Origin of the sequence: Streptomyces chisholmiae, assembly GCF_031845445.1 — a bacterium.
GTDB lineage: Bacteria > Actinomycetota > Actinomycetes > Streptomycetales > Streptomycetaceae > Streptomyces > Streptomyces chisholmiae.
In genome coordinates this window covers 143,493-161,946 of the sequence record NZ_JAVREO010000006.1, presented here as the reverse complement: position 1 = coordinate 161,946, position 18,454 = coordinate 143,493, and the positions used below count along the sequence as shown (strand labels likewise).

The following is an 18,454-nucleotide window of genomic DNA, read 5'->3' as shown; positions in this document are numbered from 1 at the left end:
CTCGGCTCAGGGAACGGTGCTGGTGCCCTCAAGGCCGCTCGAGTCCGGCCCACCGATCGGCGGGGCGGTCGTCTCGCCCGGATCGCCCGGGTCGCCCGGAGTGCCGTCGTCGTCATCGCCGCCGGGGCCGGAGGGGCCGGTGCTGGTGCCGTCGTCGGTGCTGCCGTCGTCGGTCTCCTCCGGGGGGTCCGGCTGGGTCTCCGGGTCGGTGGGCTCGTCCGGGGTGGTCGGGTCGAGGGGCTCGGTCGGCTCCGGGTCGGTCGGGTCCGGCTCCTCGTCGGTCTCCTGGATGTCGCCGGGGCCGGGCTGGTAGTAGTCGTCGCCGTCGCCGGTTGGCTCGTCGGGCTCGGCCGGCTCGTCGGTCTCCGCCGGCTCCTCCTCGGGCTCGTCCGGCTCGTCGGGCGTCGTCTCCACGATCTCGTTGGGGTCCCGCTCCTCGTCCCCGCCGGAGTCCCGGTTGGCGGCGACCAGCACGCCGGTGCCGATGGCGACCACCGCGAGGAGTGCGAAGAGCAGCATCTTGGCGCGGGTGGAGCCGCGCCTGGGCGGCTCGTCGTCGCCCTCGCCGCGCGGGTCGCCCAGTAGCAGCGGGGCGGTGAGCTGACCGGTGGCCGGGGTGGGGGCGCCGCCGCGGTGGCCGGCCGCGGGCTGCTGGGCGGTGCCCATCGGCGGGGTGTTGACGGCGGTGACCGAGCCGGTGTTCCACAGGCCGCCGGTGTGGCCGCCGTGCTCGGCCAGCATCCGGGCGGCGTACTGGACGAGGCCGCGCATCTCCTCGGCGGTCTGGAACCGGTCGTCCGGCTCCTTGGCGAGCGAGCGCATCACCAGCCCGTCCAGCTCGGGCGGGGCGGCCGGGTTGACCTCGGAGGCCAGCCGAGGCTGGTCCTGCACGTGCTGGTAGACCACGGCCAGCGGGGTCTCACCGACGAACGGCGGGCGCTGGGCGAGCAGTTCGTAGAGGAGGCAGCCGACGGCGTAGAGGTCGGAGCGGGTGTCGACGGCCTTGCCGAGCGCCTGCTCGGGCGAGAGGTACTGGGGGGTGCCCATGACCATGCCGGTCTGGGTCATGGTCTGGTTGGCGCCGTGCAGGGCCCGGGCGATGCCGAAGTCCATGACCTTGACGCTGCCGGTCTCGGTGATGATCACGTTCGCCGGCTTGATGTCGCGGTGCACGATGCCGTGCTGGTGGCTGTAGGCGAGCGCTTCCAGCACTCCGGAGACGATGGCCAGGGCCTGCTCGGGGGGCGGCGGGTTCTCGGAGTCGACCAGCAGTTCCCGGATGGTGTGGCCGGTGACCAGCTCCATCACGATATAGGGGACGACGTTCCGCCCGACCTGCTCCTCGCCGGAGTCGAAGACGGCGACCACCGCGTGGTGGTTGAGGCCGGCCACCGACTGTGCCTCGCGGGTGAAGCGGGCCTTGGAGACCGGGTCCTGGGCGAGGTCGGCGCGGAGCAGCTTGACGGCGACGATGCGGCCCAGCCGCACGTCCTCGGCGCCGAAGACCTCCGCCATACCACCCTGGCCGAGACGGTGGGTGAGCCGGTAGCGGCCGTCGCCGACCATGCCGTTGTTGCCCCACAGCTCGGGCGCGTCGGGCACCTCGTCGCCGGGGCCTTCGGGCCCTTCGTCGCCGGGACCCGCAGCGCCTCGCACCTGTGCCATCAGTCCTCGCCGTAGTCGCGGTGTAGCCCGGCCATCAAACCCGTTTCTGGGTGGCGCTGACAAGTTGAGCCCATCGCCGCCGGTCACGGTACGGACAACGAGCTTGACGTGCCGGGGCCCTGGGGCAGACTGGGGACGGAGTAGCCAGCGTTCGTATGATGCGCGGTGTGGCACGCCCAAGCGACGGGGTGGTGCTGATCAACAGCGACGCCGCCCTAGGGGGATCAGTCGGATGAGTGACCACGCGCAGCGGCCTGCCGACTACCAGGGCCGTTCGGTCGGCGGCGGACGCTATCAGCTGCGGCACCAGTTGGGCACCGGGGGTATGGCCTCCGTCCACCTCGCCTACGACACGGTGCTCGACCGGCAGGTCGCCATCAAGACCATGCACTCCGAGCTGGGGCGCGAGGACGCGTTCCGGGAGCGCTTCAAGCGCGAGGCGCAGGCGGTCGCCAAGCTGGCGCACACCAACATCGTCTCGGTCTTCGACACCGGTGAGGACCAGATCGACGGCGCCCAGGTGCCGTACATCGTGATGGAGTACGTCGAGGGCCGGCCGCTCCGGGAGGAGTTGGAGGGGGACATCGCGCAGTTCGGCGCGATGCCGGCGGACAAGGCGCTGCGGGTCACCGCCGACGTGCTGGCGGCGCTGGACATCAGCCACGAGATGGGGCTGGTGCACCGGGACATCAAGCCGGGGAACGTGATGATCACGCGGCGCGGCGTGATCAAGGTCATGGACTTCGGTATCGCCCGGGCCATGCAGTCGGGGGTCACGGCGATGACCCAGACCGGCATGGTGGTCGGCACCCCGCAGTACCTCTCTCCCGAGCAGGCGCTGGGCCGGGGGGTCGACGCCAGGTCCGACCTCTACTCGGTGGGCGTGCTGCTCTTCGAACTCCTCACCGGCCGGCTGCCGTTCGACGCGGACTCGCCGCTGGCCATCGCCTACGCGCATGTGCAGGAGGAGCCGCCGACGCCCTCCTCGATCAACGCCTCGGTGACGCCGGCGCTGGACGCCATCGTGGCCCAGGCGCTGCGGAAGAACCCCAACGAGCGGTTCCCCTCCGCCGAGGCGTTCCGCACCGCCTGCCTCCAGGTGGGCGGCACGCTGACGCATGCCGCGCCGCAGATCAACCCGGCGGCGCAGTCGCCGACCAACAGCGGGGCCGCGGTCTCGCAGGCGGTCTTCCCGCAGTTCGGCACCCCGGCGCCGGCCCAGCACACCCCGGTGACGCCGGCCGGCCAGCCGTCGCCCTACGCGCCGGCCGCCGGCGGTGGCTACGGCTACCCCAACCCGGCGACCCCGGCGATGGGCCAGCCCGGGGTGGGTGGCCCGGGGTACCCGCCGAGCAGCCCGACGCCGGCGGGCGGCGGCGCCGGGGGCGGCTCCGGCAAGGGCGGCAACCAGTGGCTGGTGCTGGTCGCCGCGGTGGCGGCGATCGTGCTGGTGGCCGCGGTGGCCATCGTGGTGATCGCCAACAACGGCGGCGGCGGCGACGAGCAGCCGGAGGCCGACGGCGACACCACCCAGGGCACCGAGATCGAGGTGCCGGGCGGCAACGGGGGCGGGGACGAGGAGCCGGAACCGACGGCCCGGGAGCGTCGCTACCAGGAGGGCGACCCGGAGAAGACGATCGACCCCAACAAGTGCGTCAACGCCAGCCCGTACTGGGACCAGGACGACCACGAGGGTGCCGTGTCGATGCCGGACTTCTACGACGTCCACATCGACTCGGTCAAGGAGTGCCTGCGCGCCGCCGGTTGGGCCTACGAGGAGGACCTCACCTACAAGGACGAGGTGCTCAAGGGCGAGGGCATGGTGGTGGGGCAGAACCCGGGCGCGCACGACCCCTACGACCCCGAGGACGACGACCTCTACATCGAGTTGATCGTCTCCACCGGGCAGGAGCCCCTCAACTGAAGCCCCTCAACTGAACCGGGGCCGCCCGGCCATGACGGCTCGGGCGATCGACAACTGAACGGCACAGCGCGGGCGTTTCACGTGAAACGCCCGCGCTGTCCGTTGGTTCCGGGGTGTTGGCTCACCACGGGGTGGCCAGGCCGGCCAGAATGCGCTCGGCCAGGTCCTGTTCACCCTCGATCCGGACCTGGTCCGCGATGCGCCGCCCGCGCAGGCGGCCGGTCACCACCCGGGTGAAGATCTCCCACTCCAGCGTGAAGGTGACCAGCGGACCCAGCGAAGGGCTGCTGTCCACCGAGCCGTTGCCCTGTTCGTCCACCCGGACCGTGCGCAGGAACTCCACCGGGCCGCTGACATCGAAGACCACGGCCGACTTCGCCGGCGCCTTGGCCTGCTCGGCGACCACCTGCGGCAGTCGCCGCAACAGTACGTCCCGCGCGACCAGCGCGCCCGGGGTGTCGGGGGTGGTCGGCTGGCGCAACGCCCGCCGCAGGTCCTGCTCGTGCACCCAGACGTCGGCGACCCGCAGTTGGAGGTACTCGCCCAGCGGGAGCTTGCCGTACAGCGGGTGGGAGACGGTGTCGGACGCGGTCCGGCGCTCGTTCCGCAAATGGCGGGAGCGGCGGATGATGGTGTACTCCAGCTCGCTGGTCATCTCCGGGCCGGTGTGGTGGCGTCGTACGTCCACCTGCACCTCGTGGTACCTGCTCGTCTCGTCGACGACGTGGTAGAGGTCCCGGGGCAGGCTGTGTATGGGGCGGGGATCGCCGAGGGCCTCGCACTCGCCGCCGATCACATGGGAGACCAGATCCCGAACCGACCAGCCCACGCGCTCTGTTGGACGGTTCCACTCACCGTCAACCAGCGACGACACCAGCTCGGATATCGATTCGATGGACTGGGTCCAGGCATCGACAGACGGTTGCAGGCTCGGATGCACGGTCACAGGACCCCTCGTGGCGGTTCGTCGCTGGCTGGGTGTGTTCACACGTTACGCTGCGCGGGCATAGCCGGTGAATGCTTCTAGGGCACGATCCTAGGGTGCGCGAGCCACCCCGAGCCAGTGACGGGGGCCTTGGCGGGGTCGGGCGGCGACGCCGTGCAGTGCGCCGCCGCCCGCCCCCGTGTGTCCCACTCTGGTCCCCGGGTTTCACCAAACGGCCACAGGCCGTCGTCAGGCCTGCCACGAACTCCCGGTCGGGGCACCGTCCCTGCCCTCGTCGAAGAACGCGGTCATGGCGTTGGCCAGCAGGAACGGGTCGTTGGCCGCGCAGAGTTCGCGTGCCGAGTGCATGGAGAGGATGGGCACGCCCACGTCCACGGTGGCGATGCCGTGCCGGGCCGCGGTGATCGGGCCGATGGTGGTGCCGCAGGGCATCGCGTTGTTGGAGACGAAGGACTGCCAGGGCACCCCGGCCCGCTCGCACGCCGCGGCGAAGACCGCCCGGCCCGCGCCGTCGGTGGCGTAGCGCTGGTTGACGTTGACCTTGAGGATCGGGCCGCCGCCGGCGACCGGGTGGTGGCCCGGGTCGTGCCGCTCCGGGTAGTTGGGGTGCACGGCGTGCCCGGTGTCGGAGGAGAGACAGAAGGACGCGGCCAGGGCCCGGGCGTGGTCCTCCAGGGTGCCGCCCCTGGCGTGCACCGAGCGCTCCAACACCCGCCCGAGCAGCGGGCTTTCGGCGCCGGTGTCGGACTGGCTGCCGGTCTCCTCGTGGTCGAAGGCGGCGAGCACCGGGATGTGGCCGAGCGGCCGGCCGACGACCGCGGTCAGCGCGGCCGCCCCGGCGTGCACCGAGAGCAGGTTGTCCAGCCGCGGGGCGGCCAACAGCTCCTCGTCCCGGCCGAGATAGGCCGGCGGCTCCACGCTGTGCGCCATCAGGTCGAAGCCCAGCACCTCGCGGGCGGCCACTCCGGCCTCCTCGGCGAGGAACTCGATCAACTCGCCCTCCCTGGGCTGCCCGAGGCCCCACAGCGGCATCATGTGGCGCTGCCGGTCCAGCTTGAGGCCCTCGTTGACCTGCCGGTCCAGGTGCACGGCCAGCTGCGGGACGCGCAACAGCGGCCGGTCCACCCGGACCAGCGGCTGCCGCCCGTCGCGCAGCGCCAGCCGGCCGGAGAGGCCGAGGTCGCGGTCCAGCCAGGTGTTGAGCAGGGTGCCGCCGTAGATCTCCACGGCGAGCTGCTTCCAGCCGAGCGCGCCGGTGTCCGGCACGGGCTTGATCCGCAGGTTCGGTGAGTCGGTGTGCGCCCCCACCACCCGGAACGGGGTGGCCGGCACCGCGCCCTCCGGCACGTACCAGGCGATCAACGCCCCGCCGCGCACCAGGTAGCGGCCGCCCGCCGCTTCGTCGAACGGAGCGGACTCCTCGACCTGCCGGAAGCCGGCCTTCTCCAGTCGCTGGGCGGTGTTGGCCACGGCGTGGTAGGGCGAGGGCGAGCTGCCCAGGAAACTCATCAGCTCGTCGGTGTGTGCCCGGTCAAAGGGAGCGCTCATGCCTCTCAGCATACGAACGCCGAGGCCGGCCGGCCCGGCCGCCCGGAAACGGCGCCGCCCCGCCCCCACCACCGTTGATCGCGGCGGCCGGGGGCGGGGCGGCCCGGTCGAACGGGGCCGGAGGCGGCGGTCAGAAGGCCGCCTCGTCCAGCTCCATCAGGGAGAGGTCGGTGCCCTCGGCGATCGAGCGGGCCACCGCCACCGTGGGCAGCACGGTGGCCGCGAAGTGCCGGGCGGCGGCGATCTTGCCCTGGTAGAAGGGGATGTCCTTGGCGGCCGCGGCCGGCAGCTTGGCCGCCGCCACCGCGGCGCCGCGCAGCAGCAGGTAGCCCACCACCACGTCGCCGGAGGAGAGCAGCAGCTGGGTGCTGTTGAGGCCGACCTTGTAGAGCGAGCGGACGTCCTTCTCGGTCGCCGCCAGCTCGGTCAGCAGCACGCCGACCAGGCCCTCCAGCTCACCGGCCGCGCGGCCCAGCTGCTCCCTGGCCGCGGCCAGCTCGACGCCGCCCGGCTCCTCGGCGAGGAACTTCTTGATCTCCTCGGCCAGGCCGCTGAGCGCCTGCCCCTGGTTGCGGACGATCTTCCGGAAGAAGAAGTCCTGCCCCTGGATCGCCGTGGTGCCCTCGTAGAGGGTGTCGATCTTGGCGTCCCGCAGGTACTGCTCGATCGGGTACTCCTGGAGGTACCCGGAGCCGCCCAGGGTCTGCAGCGACTCGGCCAGCTGCTGGTAGGAGCGCTCCGAGCCGTAGCCCTTGACGATGGGCAGCAGCAGGTCGTTCAGCGCCAGCTCGGCGCTGGCGTCCTCGCCCGCGGCCTCCTTGACCAGGATGTCGTCCTGCACCGCCGCGGTGTAGAGGACCAGCGAGCGCATGCCCTCGGCGTAGGCCTTCTGCGTCATCAGCGAGCGCCGCACGTCCGGGTGGTGGGTGATGGTGACCCGGGGCGCGGTCTTGTCGGTGAACTGGGTCAGGTCGGCGCCCTGCACCCGCTCCTTCGCGTACTCCAGGGCGTTGAGGTAGCCGGTGGAGAGGGTGGCGATGGCCTTGGTGCCGACCATCATCCGGGCCATCTCGATGACCTTGAACATCTGCCGGATGCCGTCGTGCTTCTCGCCGAGCAGCCACCCCTTGGCCGGGTGGTTGGCGCCGAAGGTCAGCTCGCAGGTGTTGGAGACCTTCAGGCCCATCTTGTGCTCGACGTTGGTCGCGTAGACGCCGTTCCGCTCGCCCAGCTCGCCGGTCTCCCAGTCGAAGTCGTACTTGGGGACCACGAAGAGGGAGAGACCCTTGGTGCCCGGGCCGTGGCCCTCGGGGCGGGCCAGCACCAGGTGAATGATGTTCTCCGTGAGGTCGTGCTCGCCCGAGGTGATGAAGCGCTTGACGCCCTCGATGTGCCAGCTGCCGTCCTCCTGGCGGGTCGCCCTGGTGCGGCCGGCGCCCACGTCGGAGCCGGCGTCCGGCTCGGTCAGCACCATCGTGGACGACCACTCGCGGTCCACCATCAGCTGGGCGATCCTGCGCTGCTCCTCCGTGCCCTCGTCGTAGACGATGCGGCCGAAGCTGGGGCCGGAGGCGTACATCCAGATCGCCGGGTTGGAGCCGAGGACGTTCTCCCCGGCGGCCCAGATCAGCGAGCGGGGGGCGGTCAGCCCGCCCAGCTCCTCGCCGATGCTCATCCGCCACCACTCGGCGTCCATGTAGGCGCGGTAGCTGCGCCGGAAGGTCTCGGGCACCGGCGCCGTGTTGGTCGACGGGTCGAAGACCGGCGGGTTGCGGTCCGCCTCGGCGTAGGAGGCGGCCAGCTCGTTCTCGGCGAGCCGGGCGATCTCGGCGAGCACGCTCCTCGCGGTGTCGCTGTCGGTCTCGGCGAACGGGCCGCTGCCATAGACGGCGTCCCGACCCAGGACCTCGAAGAGGTTGAACTCGATGTCGCGGAGATTGGACTTGTAGTGCCCCATGACGACGGCTCCGTAGCTGGCGGTGATACCGGGAAGTAGCCACCATGATGCTACCCACTGGTAATAAGAAGCAAGCGGAAACCAGCCGAAGGTGAGTCAGTAGTCTTCTCGCCATGTACGGCTACGACCAGTCCGGCTACTCCGGGCAGCAGCCCTATGACCCGCAGCGGCAGCCGGCCGGCGAGGGCTTCGCCGAGGGCTACGTCGAGGGCTACGGGGGCCAGCAGTACTACCCGGAGCAGCAGCAACAGCAGCAGCCGCCCGCCGCGCCCCAGGCCGCGCCGCCCGCGCCCCCGACGCTGGCCGACGCGCTGCGCGCCTACACCTCGGGCGCGATGTCCAGTGAGGAGTTCCACGACACCTTCCTGGCCGCCAAGATCTACTGCCCGCGCGGCGAGACGCCGGGCTTCCTGGCGCTGCACAACACCCAGCAGCCGGTGATCCCGCTCTTCACCTCGCTCAAGGAGCTGCGCCGCTACGCCGGCAAGGAGTCCCGCTACTTCACGGTGACCGGCGGCGAGGTGCTGGACCTGCTGCCGACCGGCTACGGCTTCGCGCTGGACATGGAGGGCGAGCACCGGCTGGTCCTGGACGCCAAGTCGGTGGAGGAGATGGTCGAGTACACGATGCGCCGACTGTACGGCTGAGCCCGCCGGACCCGTCGCGGGCGGGGCGGGCGCTGGACCTCGGGGCTGACCACTCGACGAAGGTTGATTGTTCAACTAAAGTGGGGTCATCCGTCGAGGAGGCCACCATGCCAGCGATCACCGTCGAGAACCCGCTCACCCTGCCCCGAGTCAGCCCCCCGGCTCCGGACGCCGTTGCGCGTCCCGTGCGGGCCGTCTCCACGGCGCCGACCGGCTACGAGGGCGAGGGCTTCCCGGTCCGCCGCGCCTTCGCAGGCATCCATTACCGCAACCTCGACCCGTTCATCATGATGGACCAGATGGGCGAGGTGGAATACGAACCTGGCGAGCCCAAGGGGACCCCGTGGCATCCGCACCGCGGGTTCGAGACCGTCACCTACATCATCGACGGCATATTCGACCACCAGGACAGCCACGGCGGCGGCGGGACCATCACCAACGGCGACACCCAGTGGATGACCGCCGGCGCCGGGCTGCTGCACATCGAGGCCCCGCCGGAGTCCCTGGTGATGTCCGGCGGTCTCTTCCACGGCATCCAGCTGTGGGTGAACCTGCCGGCCAAGGACAAGATGATGGCCCCCAAGTACCAGGACCTGCGCAGCGGCAGCGTCGCGTTGCTCACCAGCCCGGACGGCGGCGCGCTCATACGCGTCATCGCCGGCGAGCTGGCCGGCCACCAGGGGCCGGGCGCCACCCACACGCCGATCACCCTGATCCACGCCACCCTCGCCCCGGGCGCCGAGCTGCGGCTCCCCTGGCGGGAGGACTTCAACGCGCTCGCCTACGTCCTCGCCGGCCGTGGCTCCGTCGGCACCGACCGCCGCCCCGTGCACACCGGCCAGACCGCCGTCTTCGGCGACGGCGCCGCGCTGACCGTCCGCGCGGACGAGCGGCAGGACGCCCACACCCCGGACCTGGACGTCGTCCTCCTCGGCGGCCAGCCCATCCGCGAGCCGATGGCCCACTACGGCCCGTTCGTGATGAACACCCGCGACGAGCTCCAGCAGGCTTTCGACGACTTCCAGAAGGGCCGCCTCGGCACCGTTCCGGCTGTCCACGGCATGAACGCTTCGGGGCCCAACAGTTAGTCGGGAACGTCGCAGGCGGGACAGGACGGGCCCTGAACGGGCCGGCGCCGTCATCGGCTGGTTGGACCGCGGCATCGCCGACCAGGCCGCCCAGCGCTACGAAGTGACCGTCCACGACCTGGGCGCCGCCCGCCTTCCCCCACCTCCTGGGCACCGCGATCGACGCCCAGGAGCCGATCCCCGCCCCCGCAGGGCAGGGCCGGCCGCCCGTTGAACGTGGTCTGCGAATGCGTACCGCCGCGCCCATTCAGATCAGCCCCGTTCTTCTCCGACCGGCGCCCGCCAGCCGAGCTGCGCGAGCACTGCGGGGCCGGCGCCGATGCGCCGGCCCCGTGGATCGGTGAGGTGGAAGGACAGCCTCAGGTATTCGTGACTGCTGTTCCCCCGGGGTGCGTTGCGGTACTCGAATTCTCCCGAGACGTGGTCGAGGACGTCGAGGTAGGCATCCTCGAAGGTGGCGTAGGCGGGCGGCTGACGCGTGAGACCTCCGAGAGTTGAGTGACCGAGGTCGTTCGTGACGCAAGTGCACCGGGCTTCACCGGCCGGCATGCAGACCACCTGATCCCGGCTATCCGTCCAGGACCGCGAGCTCCGCGTCGAGATCGACCACCGTGCAGCGCTTGAGTTCGACCACCAGCTGGGAGGCGAGGAACCACCTGCTGGCGCGGTGGCCGTAGGGCAGGTACTGGTCGTCCGGGTGGGCTCGAATCCGCGCGTCCGGCGTGGGGACGAAGAGGGTGCCGAAGGCGCCCCAGATCTTGGGGCGGCGGGCGCGCACGCCGAGCGGGTGGGACAGGTGCGGGCAGAAACGGGCGGCGAGGGCGGCGCAGGGCAGGCAGATCGGGGGCTTGGTGCTCAGCGAGCCCTCCCACGCGTCCGCGTCGCCCTCGCCGTCGCCGGTCATCAGGAACAGCCAGCCGTCCCGGGTGTGGCTGGCCACCTTGCCGCAGACCTGGCACAACCGCTCGGCCTGCGCCCGCCGTTGGCGGGCGGGGTGGAGAGCGGAGAACTCGGGACGGCCCTGGCCGGGCTCGTCGGCGACCCGGGCCCACAGCACGCCGAAGGCGTCCCGGTCGGCCCGGGTCTCGTCCGGGTACCAGATACCGGCCCCGTCCGGGCGCATCATCACCCGCCGCCCGTAGCTCCCCTCACCACTCCAGTAGGCCGCGTACGGCACCGGGAGGTGGCGAGGGCCCCAGGTCCGGGCTTCGGGAACGAGCATGTCAGGCACGGGTGATCAGCTTTCCGGTCGATGGCCGAGGTCGAAGGTGGCAGTGGTGTCGCGGTGGGCCTGGGAGATGCGCAGCACCAACGCGACGGTGAAGGCGCCCCCGGGGAGGAGGGGCAGCAGCAGCGCGAGCGGGGTGGCGCACAGCACCAGCAGCATCAGGCGGACGGGAACGGGTTCTCCGCATCCGACCAGGCGGCGGAGGGCTGGTCGCCGTTGATCAGGACGGGGACGCGCTCGCCGTTGGTCAGGGCCAGTAGGGCGTTCTGTACCAGGGGTGTGGAGTCCAACAACTCCCGCATCGGGCGCCAGCGGGCGTCGGCCGCCAGGGACTCCTCGCCGCCGGGGGGAGTGTCGGTGCGCCCGCCGTCCAGCACGTAGTCCAGCGCGATCGGGTACCCGGACGGGCCATGCTCCAAGGTGATGGCCAGCGCGTGCGTGGCCTCCTGGTAGTACCCGGTCTGCTTGATGCTCAGCTGGCGGGCGGTGGCCACCGGGCAGGCGCCGGCCGGGACCACGCCGCCGGGCAACTGCCAGCCGCCATCGACATGCGGGTCGCGCACCATCAGCACGTGGTTGTCGCGGGTGGTCGCCAGCAGCGACAGCCGGACGGTCAGCTCGCGCGCCGACTGGGGCGCCGGCGCACCGGGGGTACGGACACTGGCCGGGGTGGGGTGGGACATGGCGGGCTCCGAACGTTCGTTGGTGAGTGGAGAAGGGGTTGGGCCGCATCCCCGGGCCGGGAGGTTCCTCGACCGGCCCGGGAAGCGGAGGTGTCGCCCGCACCCGCCGCATGGCGCGGGGCGTGCGGGGCGCGGGCGACGGTCCGCCCGACTCGCCGGGTGGCCTCCAGGACTGGGCAGACCGGAAGCCACACCGACGAGTCGGACGGGGTCTTGGCAGGTGCGGCTATGCCTCGGGGGGAAGCCGCATCGAGTGGTGCGGTGCGTCGCTGGGTACCGGCGACGTGGCCTCGGTAGTCCCCGCGCCGTAGAGCAGGAACACGAGCCCGAAGACGTTGAGCAGGATCAGGGCCAGACCAGCGAACAGCCCATCAATCGTGGGGAGTCGCCGCCGAACATCCCGCCCCGTCACTTCGACAACCTGTGCAGATGCTCGGCGACTTGGATACTCAAGGCGCGTTGCCTGGCAGCGAGTTCCTCTGCGGTAAGGGGGGCCGACCGCGGTTCCCCGCCGGGCTTGAGGTCGGGCAGGGGCGCGTCTTCGACGACTTCCCGCTCGGACTGGTCCGCCGGGACGGCGGCCAGGCCGTCACTCGGATGGTTACTACGGTGTGGCGTGTGCTGTAGCGGCATGGGTCAACTCCGTTGGTGAGCAACGCGGATGCCGCCGCTCCTGATCAGGGTTCGGCAGGCTGTTCCCCCCTCGCATCCCCGTGACGTACCGGGGTGTATCTACGGTGGCGCGTGGCAGAGTGAGAGCGCAAGTGAAACCGCACTGAATCAGCGCTCGCGGGGAAAGTGGCACATGCCATGACGCGCACATAGGCTGTTTCGGCGGGCAGTTGGGCGGCTGGGGCGCCAGCATCCCGTCGGCGCCGGGCACATGAAGAGTGGAGACGTACAGATGGCAGCACGAGCGAGGCCAACGGCCCGACGCATCGAACTTGGCCATGAACTACGACAGCTGCGCCAGCAGGCGGAGCTCACCCTGGAAGAGGCGGTTCGCGGGTTGCCGTTGAGCGACACCAAGCTCTACCGGGTGGAGACGGGACTTCAGGACCTTCGGAACGCCAACGACCTACGCAAGCTGCTCGCCCGCTACGACGTCACCGACGACGAGGACGTGGAGCGGCTGCTGGCCATCCAGCGCGGCGCGTCCAGCCGGGAGTGGTGGACCCAGTTCCGCAGCTCGATGCCTTCGGGGATGCCGAGGTTCGTCGGGATCGAGTCGGCGGCCCAGTCCATCCGGGCCTACCACCCGTGCCTGGTCTTGGGATTGCTCCAGACCGAGGGTTACGCGAGGGCCCTGTACGAGATCGCCAAGCCGATAGAGGACACCACCAACGCCTTCATCGAGAACGGCGTCAAGGTACGGATGAAGCGCAAGGAGTCACTGTTCGTAGAGGAAGATCCCCTGCGGCTCTGGGTGATCCTCTACGAGCCTTCGCTACGCTACGTAGTGGGCGGTGCCGAAACCATGCGCGAGCAGTACGACGAGATCACTAAGCTCTCCTCGCTGGACCATGTGACCGTCCAGGTGCTTCCGCAGGCCGTGCGGGGATATCTGCCAGATCACGACTTCACTATCCTGGACCTTGGTGACACGCTGCCGACAACGGTTCAGGTGGACAACGCGTGGGGAGCTTCGTCGGTCTCGGACACACCACAGGAGGTCGGCAAGTTCACGCGGAAGTTCGACGCTCTGGTGGCTTCGGCGCTACCGCCCGAGGACACTCCGAAGTTCCTGCAACAACTATCGCGAGAGATCACAGAATGACCCACCACACCCGCACGCTCCGGGCCGCCGACCTCGCTGGCGTTGCTGACTGGTACAAGTCCTCATACAGCAGTGGCTCCGGGAACAACTGCGTCGAGACCGCCGACGTGTCCGAGGTCTACGGCGGCGTCGCGGTCCGTGACTCCAAGATGCCGCACGGTGCCGCGCTACTGGTGGCACCGACCAGCTGGTCCTCCTTCGTCAACGCCACCGGCGCGGGCGGGCTTCGGCCCTCCTGACCGGTGAGCGCCGCGCAGAACGAAAGACGCGCCCGCGTTCCCCGGCAGCGAGCCGGGGAACGAGGGCGCGTTGTCGCGCGGTTGGCGTTCAGGTGGTGGCGGTGAAGCCGTGGCGGTTGCCGAGGACGGTGAGGGAGTTGCGGCCGGGAATGCCGTCCGCGTCGGCGCCCCTGACGGGCCGGCCACCGCTGGAGCCCTTCTTCTTCCGGTTGGTGGCTGCGTCCTTCTTCTCTCGGATAACCGCCTTGATACGGCGTTTGCGAAGGTGGGCGCGGTTGTCGCGGGACGAGTAAACGTTGTCCTCGGCGACCGTGTCCGGCTCCTCCTCGGCGGCGGCTTTTTCCAGTAGCGGCGACGACATCCTCGTCGAGGTGCATCGCAGCCGCGTCGTGGTGGGCCTCGACGGGCTGGGCCCCGAACCGGCCATGGGCGAGGCTGATCCGTGCCCCAACTGTCCCGCCGACTACCACAATGCCCGGCCCCGTTGCCCGGTAAGAACCTGCCCGGTTACACGATGCGCCTCGCACAGCGCCTGGACCTGACTCCGATCGGCGTCCTCCGGCAGACCGACCTGCTCGACACCGACCGCCACGCCCGGTTGGCCCGCGTGGTTGTGTGGTTCTGGGGCTACTGGGTCCTGAAGCGGCGGAAGAGGTTGCGGGCTACGTGTACGCCCGGGCCTCCGAAGCCGATGATGTCGACGCGTCCGTCGCCGGTGATGTCCGTGAGGAAGCGGGGGTGGCGGTCGGTGCGCCAGCCGCCGGCGTCCTCGTTGTATCCGAAACCGCGGCACACCAGTTGGGCCTGTTCGAACTGGCCGCCGTTGTTGCGCGACACCCAGACGCCCTCGTTGCCGAAGCCGACGATGTCCGGGGCGCCGTCGCCGGTGACGTCGGCCAGGAGCCGGTGGTGCCGGGTGCTCGTCCAGCCCTGGGCTTGTCCGTAGTCGTTCAGGACGAGCCGGGAGGGCTCGAACGTGCCGTCACCGCGCCCGCGTGCGACGACGACGCCCAGTGGGCCGAAGCCCACGATGTCGGGGACTTTCCCGCCGGTGGTGCTGAGCACGAACCGGGGGTGTTCCGCGGTCGAGCTCCACCCCTGGTCGACTCCGAAGTCGTCGAGAACGTAGAGAGGCTCGGCGAACGTGCCTTCCTCGTCCTGGAGGGACACCCAGAGGCCGTCGTCGTGGCAGCCGACGATGTCGAGCCTGCCGTCACCGGTGGTGTCGGCGAGAAAACGGGGATGCTTCTCGGCGAGCCACCCGCCGGCCTCCTCTCCGTGGCCGAATGCCCGGAGGGCGGGTTCGTCGGCGAGCGGCGCGAACGTGCCTTCCTCGTCCTGGAGGGACACCCAGAGGCCGTCGTCGTGGCAGCCGACGATGTCGAGCCTGCCGTCACCGGTGGTGTCGGCGAGAAAACGCGGATGCTTCTCGGCGAGCCACCCGCCGGCCTGCGGCCCGTGTCCGAACGCTTCGATCACCAGTTCGCCGCCCGCGGGAGTGAACGCGCCACTCTCGTCCTGGGTGCTTACCCGCACACCCTCGGCGCAGAGTACGACGGCACTGGGACGCCCCTCTCCGGTGATGTCGGAAAGGGTCCACAGGTCCTTGGGGCTCGCGGACGGAGCGGGTGGGTGCAGGACACGCTCTTCGTCGTCGAACGTCCCGTCCCCTCTGCCGGACGCTGCCACGGCCCCCTTCGCGGGTTTGAGCCCGACGACGTCGGCACGCCCCGTTCCCGTGGTGTCGGCGAGAAGCCGGTCGCCGGGCCCTGCCCACCAGCCCGGTTGCCCGGCAGGGTGGTGGCCGGGCCCTGTGGTCTGCCACCCGCCGGCGTCCTGGTCGCTTCCGTACTGCTCCAGGACCAGCAGTGGATTGCTGAAGGAAGGCGTCGCGTCGGGTGCCGGCCGCAGCGAGGTGTTGTTGTGGGTCAGTCGCCAGGACTGGCGGCTGTTCCAGTGGCTCAGGGATGCCCAGTTCAGGACGAGGTCGCTGGTGCGCTCCGGTTCCGCGGGGACGAGGCGCCACCGCTGGCTCTGCGCGCTGTCGTCGTACTCGGCAAGGACGATCCGGGCCTCGTCCTTGCCGGTGTCGTCGAGGTCGAGGACGGTGCCGTCGGCCGCGCCCTCGATGAAGTGAAGTCCCGCTTCGCCTTCGACGGGAACGAGGCGCCACTGCTGGCTCTTCTTGTTGGCGGCGGCGTCCCACTGGCGGACACCGCGGTCTGTGGCCGCGGGATCGTCGAGCACCTTGCCGGTGGCGGCGTTACGGATCACGTACGCCGGATCGTCCTGTGTGCCCGGCACGGGGGTGAAGTGCCACTGTTCCGGGCTCGGGCCGTCCTCGGGAAAGTCCCGGACGACGAGCGCTCCGTCCGGGCCCGGCGTGGCCCTGGCGCCTAGGGTCTGCCCCGTGGCGGCGTTGACGATCTCCAGTTTCAGTTCGTGCGTGGGCACGGGCATGGTGGTGCCTCTTCCAGCGGTTGGGGCGTCGGCTCGGGACGGGGGCGGCGCGGTGGCGGCCGCGGGTCACGTGAAGACGTGGTGGTAGGGGACGTCCCACTCGTTGGGGAGCCGCGGGTAGAACGTGTTGATGACGGTCCCGGTGAAGTCCCCGCCCCAGTTGTAGGTGAGCCGTGCCTCGCTGTCCTTCGCCACCGTGTGGTCCTTGAACCCGAGGATGGCGTCGGGGTGGGTGATCGGGACGAAGGTGATGCCGCCCCAGGGCGTCACTGTGACGATCCACAGCTGGGTGTCCTCCACCGCACCGTTCTTGCCACGCCATTTGTCGCTCACCTTGGAGGGCAGGCCGACCTGCACGGTGTCGGCCGTGCTCTGCGGGGCGTCCTGGTGGGCGGTGACGCGTCGGCGCTGCGGCTTCGGTGCCCCGTCGTCGCCGCGACCGCTGTCGGTCTCGGCCGTGCCGGGGGCCGGGGGTGCGACCTGGCCGGCGGCGCTCTCGATGTAGTACAGCGGGCGCTGGCCGAAGAAGCCGCCGGGGGTGATGTGCCAGAGGTGGCCTTGGGCTTCCTTGGTGGCGGGGTCGAGCGCGGTGGCGAGCTTGACGCCCTTGTCATGGCTGCTCGCCGCCAGCTCGGCGGGCCGCAGGTAGCCGCCGTTGAAGGCGTGGACGAGCATGACCGGCCGGTTCTCGACGAGTGCGGCCACGATCGCGTTGTCGTAGCTGTTCACTGCCACCGGGCCGCCGACCACCAAATTGGTCATTGCCGTGCGTTCTTGGGTGTACATCGCGGAAACCTCACCTGTTCTTGATGCGGAGAACAACACCTCGGGAACTCAGTGAAATGGTTTATCACGTGGCGTTTCCCGGTGCTCAATCGATTGCGATCTGAATGGCTGCACAAACGAAAGTGTGATCGAAGTAAATGCACCCAAAGTGGCGACTTTCGAGGTCGGGGCCCCAGGGTGGGCAGCCGGGCGACCATCGATCGAGTGACAGAAACCGTCAGCCTTATTGGGTCACTCGTTTGAGTGCGGTGCCCGGAGGCGCCTTCTCGGGGGCCGACGGGCCCTGCTAGCTTTGCTTTCGAAGCTTGTTCATTTTCTTGCTCATCTTCTTTGTTGCCATTTCACCGAGTGCGGTTTCGACCAAATCAGCCGAGGACAGAAATTGCCTTCCAACGCGTATAATCTGGAGCGGGCCAAGCGCCAACCGCTGACGAAGAAGAACCTGCGGGAACTCAATATCGAGCAGACCTGGCAGGCCATTCTGGACCACCCCAACCTGGTCTACGTCGATGACTACGGGGTAAGCCACAAGCCCGTCGGGTTCTCCGTCAACAAGTCGAGCTTCGGCTCCTTCCCCGGCACCTCGCACGGGCTGGGCTGGCTCGCATACATGAACCTCGGCGAGCCGCTGATCGAGGAGCGGCGCAACATCGCCCAGCCGCCACCCGACTCGTTCTCCTCGCGTACCTACGTCAACCGCAGCGGGTCCGAGATGAACTTCACCGACTCGGTCGACTTCAACGTGTCGAACGGGGCCACCTGGTCACTCTCGGGAGACTCCAAGCTCACCTTCGGCGGCAGCGTCAGCGCCCAACTCCAGCTGCAGCTGCAGAGCAAGCTCGGAATGAACCTGCAGACGCAGCTCGGGACGCAGCTCAAGAACGACATGTCGAACAAGAACGCGAACACGGTGACCAACAAGAACAGCAAGGACAGCGTGGGGGTGGACAACGCCAACACCGTCGACACATCGGTGACCAACGGGATGACGAACTCCGCATCCACCTCGCTGGCCGGCTCGGTGGACTTCACCACCACGGGCAGCGCGTCCGGCACCGCCACTCTCAACGCCGCGCTCGCCCTGGGCATCACGGCCTCCGTCGGCGGTTCCCTGACCACCAGCTGGGCCTCGAAGTCGCAGATCTCCGGAAAGGTCCCGCCGGGCTCACGGGTTGAGACCATTGTCACGCAGCGCCGGGCTCTCAGGCAGTACACCTACGAGATCCCGGTGACCTTCTCCGGGCTGTTCGCGGTGAACTACGACGTTCCCGTGGCCGTCCTCTCTCCCCCGCAGCCGGACGACTACCCCCGGCTCGCTCCGGTGGTCGCCCGCGACATCGCTGACCTCGACCTGGCCGGCGGCGGCTTCCGTATGAAGGGGCTGGCCGAGGTCGTCTCCGCCCTGGAGGTCCATCACACGATGTTCGACGGCGAGAGCCTCACCGACAGCGAACGAGACCTGTACAAAACGCCGTAACCGGCAGGCTGTGCCGCCACAACGACCAG

Annotated in this window: 17 protein-coding genes; 6 read left to right on the top strand and 11 right to left on the bottom strand. The window is 70.0% G+C overall.

What is annotated here, in order from left to right; all coding sequences use genetic code 11:
* Nucleotides 1-6: 6 nt before the first annotated feature.
* Nucleotides 7-1,665 (bottom strand): protein kinase domain-containing protein, encoded by a 1,659-nt coding sequence (locus RM844_RS12090; RefSeq protein ID WP_311667088.1) that lies wholly within the window; start codon nt 1,663-1,665, stop codon nt 7-9.
* Nucleotides 1,666-1,897: 232 nt separating this feature from the next.
* Here RM844_RS12090 and RM844_RS12085 point away from each other — a divergent pair, with 232 nt between their 5' ends.
* The gene (locus tag RM844_RS12085) at nt 1,898-3,589 is read left to right on the top strand and encodes a protein kinase domain-containing protein (RefSeq protein WP_311667087.1); all 1,692 of its coding nucleotides are present in this window, start codon (nt 1,898-1,900) and stop codon (nt 3,587-3,589) included.
* 121 nt (nt 3,590-3,710) lie between these two features.
* Here the strand turns inward: RM844_RS12085 and RM844_RS12080 are convergent, their stop codons facing one another.
* The 3 genes from RM844_RS12080 to RM844_RS12070 all read right to left on the bottom strand — a co-directional run bounded on the left by RM844_RS12080 (nt 3,711) and on the right by RM844_RS12070 (nt 8,040).
* Nucleotides 3,711-4,535, bottom strand: coding sequence for a maleylpyruvate isomerase family mycothiol-dependent enzyme (locus tag RM844_RS12080; protein ID WP_311667086.1), 825 nt, complete (start codon nt 4,533-4,535; stop codon nt 3,711-3,713).
* Nucleotides 4,536-4,763: 228 nt separating this feature from the next.
* Nucleotides 4,764-6,083, bottom strand: coding sequence for a M18 family aminopeptidase (locus RM844_RS12075; protein ID WP_311667085.1), 1,320 nt, complete (start codon nt 6,081-6,083; stop codon nt 4,764-4,766).
* Between the two features lie 130 nt (nt 6,084-6,213).
* A complete protein-coding gene (locus tag RM844_RS12070) occupies nt 6,214-8,040 on the bottom strand; it encodes an acyl-CoA dehydrogenase (protein WP_311667084.1) in 1,827 nt (608 codons plus the stop codon).
* A 113-nt stretch (nt 8,041-8,153) separates the two neighbouring features.
* On the opposite strand from RM844_RS12070, the gene RM844_RS12065 reads away from it, so the two are divergent.
* Both RM844_RS12065 and RM844_RS12060 read left to right on the top strand, forming a co-directional pair.
* Nucleotides 8,154-8,687 (top strand): SseB family protein, encoded by a 534-nt coding sequence (locus tag RM844_RS12065; RefSeq protein WP_311667083.1) that lies wholly within the window; start codon nt 8,154-8,156, stop codon nt 8,685-8,687.
* A gap of 107 nt (nt 8,688-8,794) precedes the next feature.
* Nucleotides 8,795-9,775: a pirin family protein gene (locus RM844_RS12060; RefSeq protein WP_311667082.1), complete on the top strand. Its 981-nt coding sequence runs from the start codon at nt 8,795-8,797 to the stop codon at nt 9,773-9,775.
* Between the two features lie 252 nt (nt 9,776-10,027).
* Here RM844_RS12060 and RM844_RS12055 read toward each other — a convergent pair whose 3' ends face one another.
* The 4 genes from RM844_RS12055 to RM844_RS12040 are packed head-to-tail and all read right to left on the bottom strand — an operon-like array spanning nt 10,028 to nt 11,686.
* Nucleotides 10,028-10,324 (bottom strand): hypothetical protein, encoded by a 297-nt coding sequence (locus RM844_RS12055; RefSeq protein ID WP_311667081.1) that lies wholly within the window; start codon nt 10,322-10,324, stop codon nt 10,028-10,030.
* 19 nt (nt 10,325-10,343) lie between these two features.
* Entirely contained in the window at nt 10,344-10,997 is a 654-nt protein-coding gene (locus RM844_RS12050) for a hypothetical protein (RefSeq protein ID WP_311667080.1), read from the bottom strand.
* A 15-nt stretch (nt 10,998-11,012) separates the two neighbouring features.
* On the bottom strand, nt 11,013-11,162 hold the full coding sequence (locus RM844_RS12045; RefSeq protein WP_311667079.1) for a hypothetical protein: 150 nt from the start codon (nt 11,160-11,162) through the stop codon (nt 11,013-11,015).
* On the bottom strand, nt 11,162-11,686 hold the full coding sequence (locus RM844_RS12040) for an NUDIX hydrolase (protein ID WP_311667078.1): 525 nt from the start codon (nt 11,684-11,686) through the stop codon (nt 11,162-11,164). The genes RM844_RS12045 and RM844_RS12040 overlap by 1 nt, the downstream gene beginning before the upstream one ends.
* A gap of 904 nt (nt 11,687-12,590) precedes the next feature.
* On the opposite strand from RM844_RS12040, the gene RM844_RS12035 reads away from it, so the two are divergent.
* Both RM844_RS12035 and RM844_RS12030 read left to right on the top strand, forming a co-directional pair.
* On the top strand, nt 12,591-13,463 hold the full coding sequence (locus tag RM844_RS12035) for a helix-turn-helix domain-containing protein (RefSeq protein ID WP_311667077.1): 873 nt from the start codon (nt 12,591-12,593) through the stop codon (nt 13,461-13,463).
* Nucleotides 13,460-13,702: a DUF397 domain-containing protein gene (locus RM844_RS12030; RefSeq protein WP_311667076.1), complete on the top strand. Its 243-nt coding sequence runs from the start codon at nt 13,460-13,462 to the stop codon at nt 13,700-13,702. The genes RM844_RS12035 and RM844_RS12030 overlap by 4 nt, the downstream gene beginning before the upstream one ends.
* A gap of 88 nt (nt 13,703-13,790) precedes the next feature.
* Here the strand turns inward: RM844_RS12030 and RM844_RS12025 are convergent, their stop codons facing one another.
* The 3 genes from RM844_RS12025 to RM844_RS12015 all read right to left on the bottom strand — a co-directional run bounded on the left by RM844_RS12025 (nt 13,791) and on the right by RM844_RS12015 (nt 16,948).
* On the bottom strand, nt 13,791-14,129 hold the full coding sequence (locus RM844_RS12025; RefSeq protein WP_311667075.1) for a hypothetical protein: 339 nt from the start codon (nt 14,127-14,129) through the stop codon (nt 13,791-13,793).
* A gap of 200 nt (nt 14,130-14,329) precedes the next feature.
* Complete coding sequence (locus RM844_RS12020; RefSeq protein ID WP_311667074.1) at nt 14,330-16,162, bottom strand: FG-GAP-like repeat-containing protein; 1,833 nt, start codon at nt 16,160-16,162, stop codon at nt 14,330-14,332.
* 66 nt (nt 16,163-16,228) lie between these two features.
* Nucleotides 16,229-16,948 (bottom strand): hypothetical protein, encoded by a 720-nt coding sequence (locus RM844_RS12015; protein ID WP_311667073.1) that lies wholly within the window; start codon nt 16,946-16,948, stop codon nt 16,229-16,231.
* 382 nt (nt 16,949-17,330) lie between these two features.
* On the opposite strand from RM844_RS12015, the gene RM844_RS12010 reads away from it, so the two are divergent.
* Complete coding sequence (locus RM844_RS12010; protein ID WP_311667072.1) at nt 17,331-18,425, top strand: hypothetical protein; 1,095 nt, start codon at nt 17,331-17,333, stop codon at nt 18,423-18,425.
* Nucleotides 18,426-18,454: the final 29 nt, after the last annotated feature.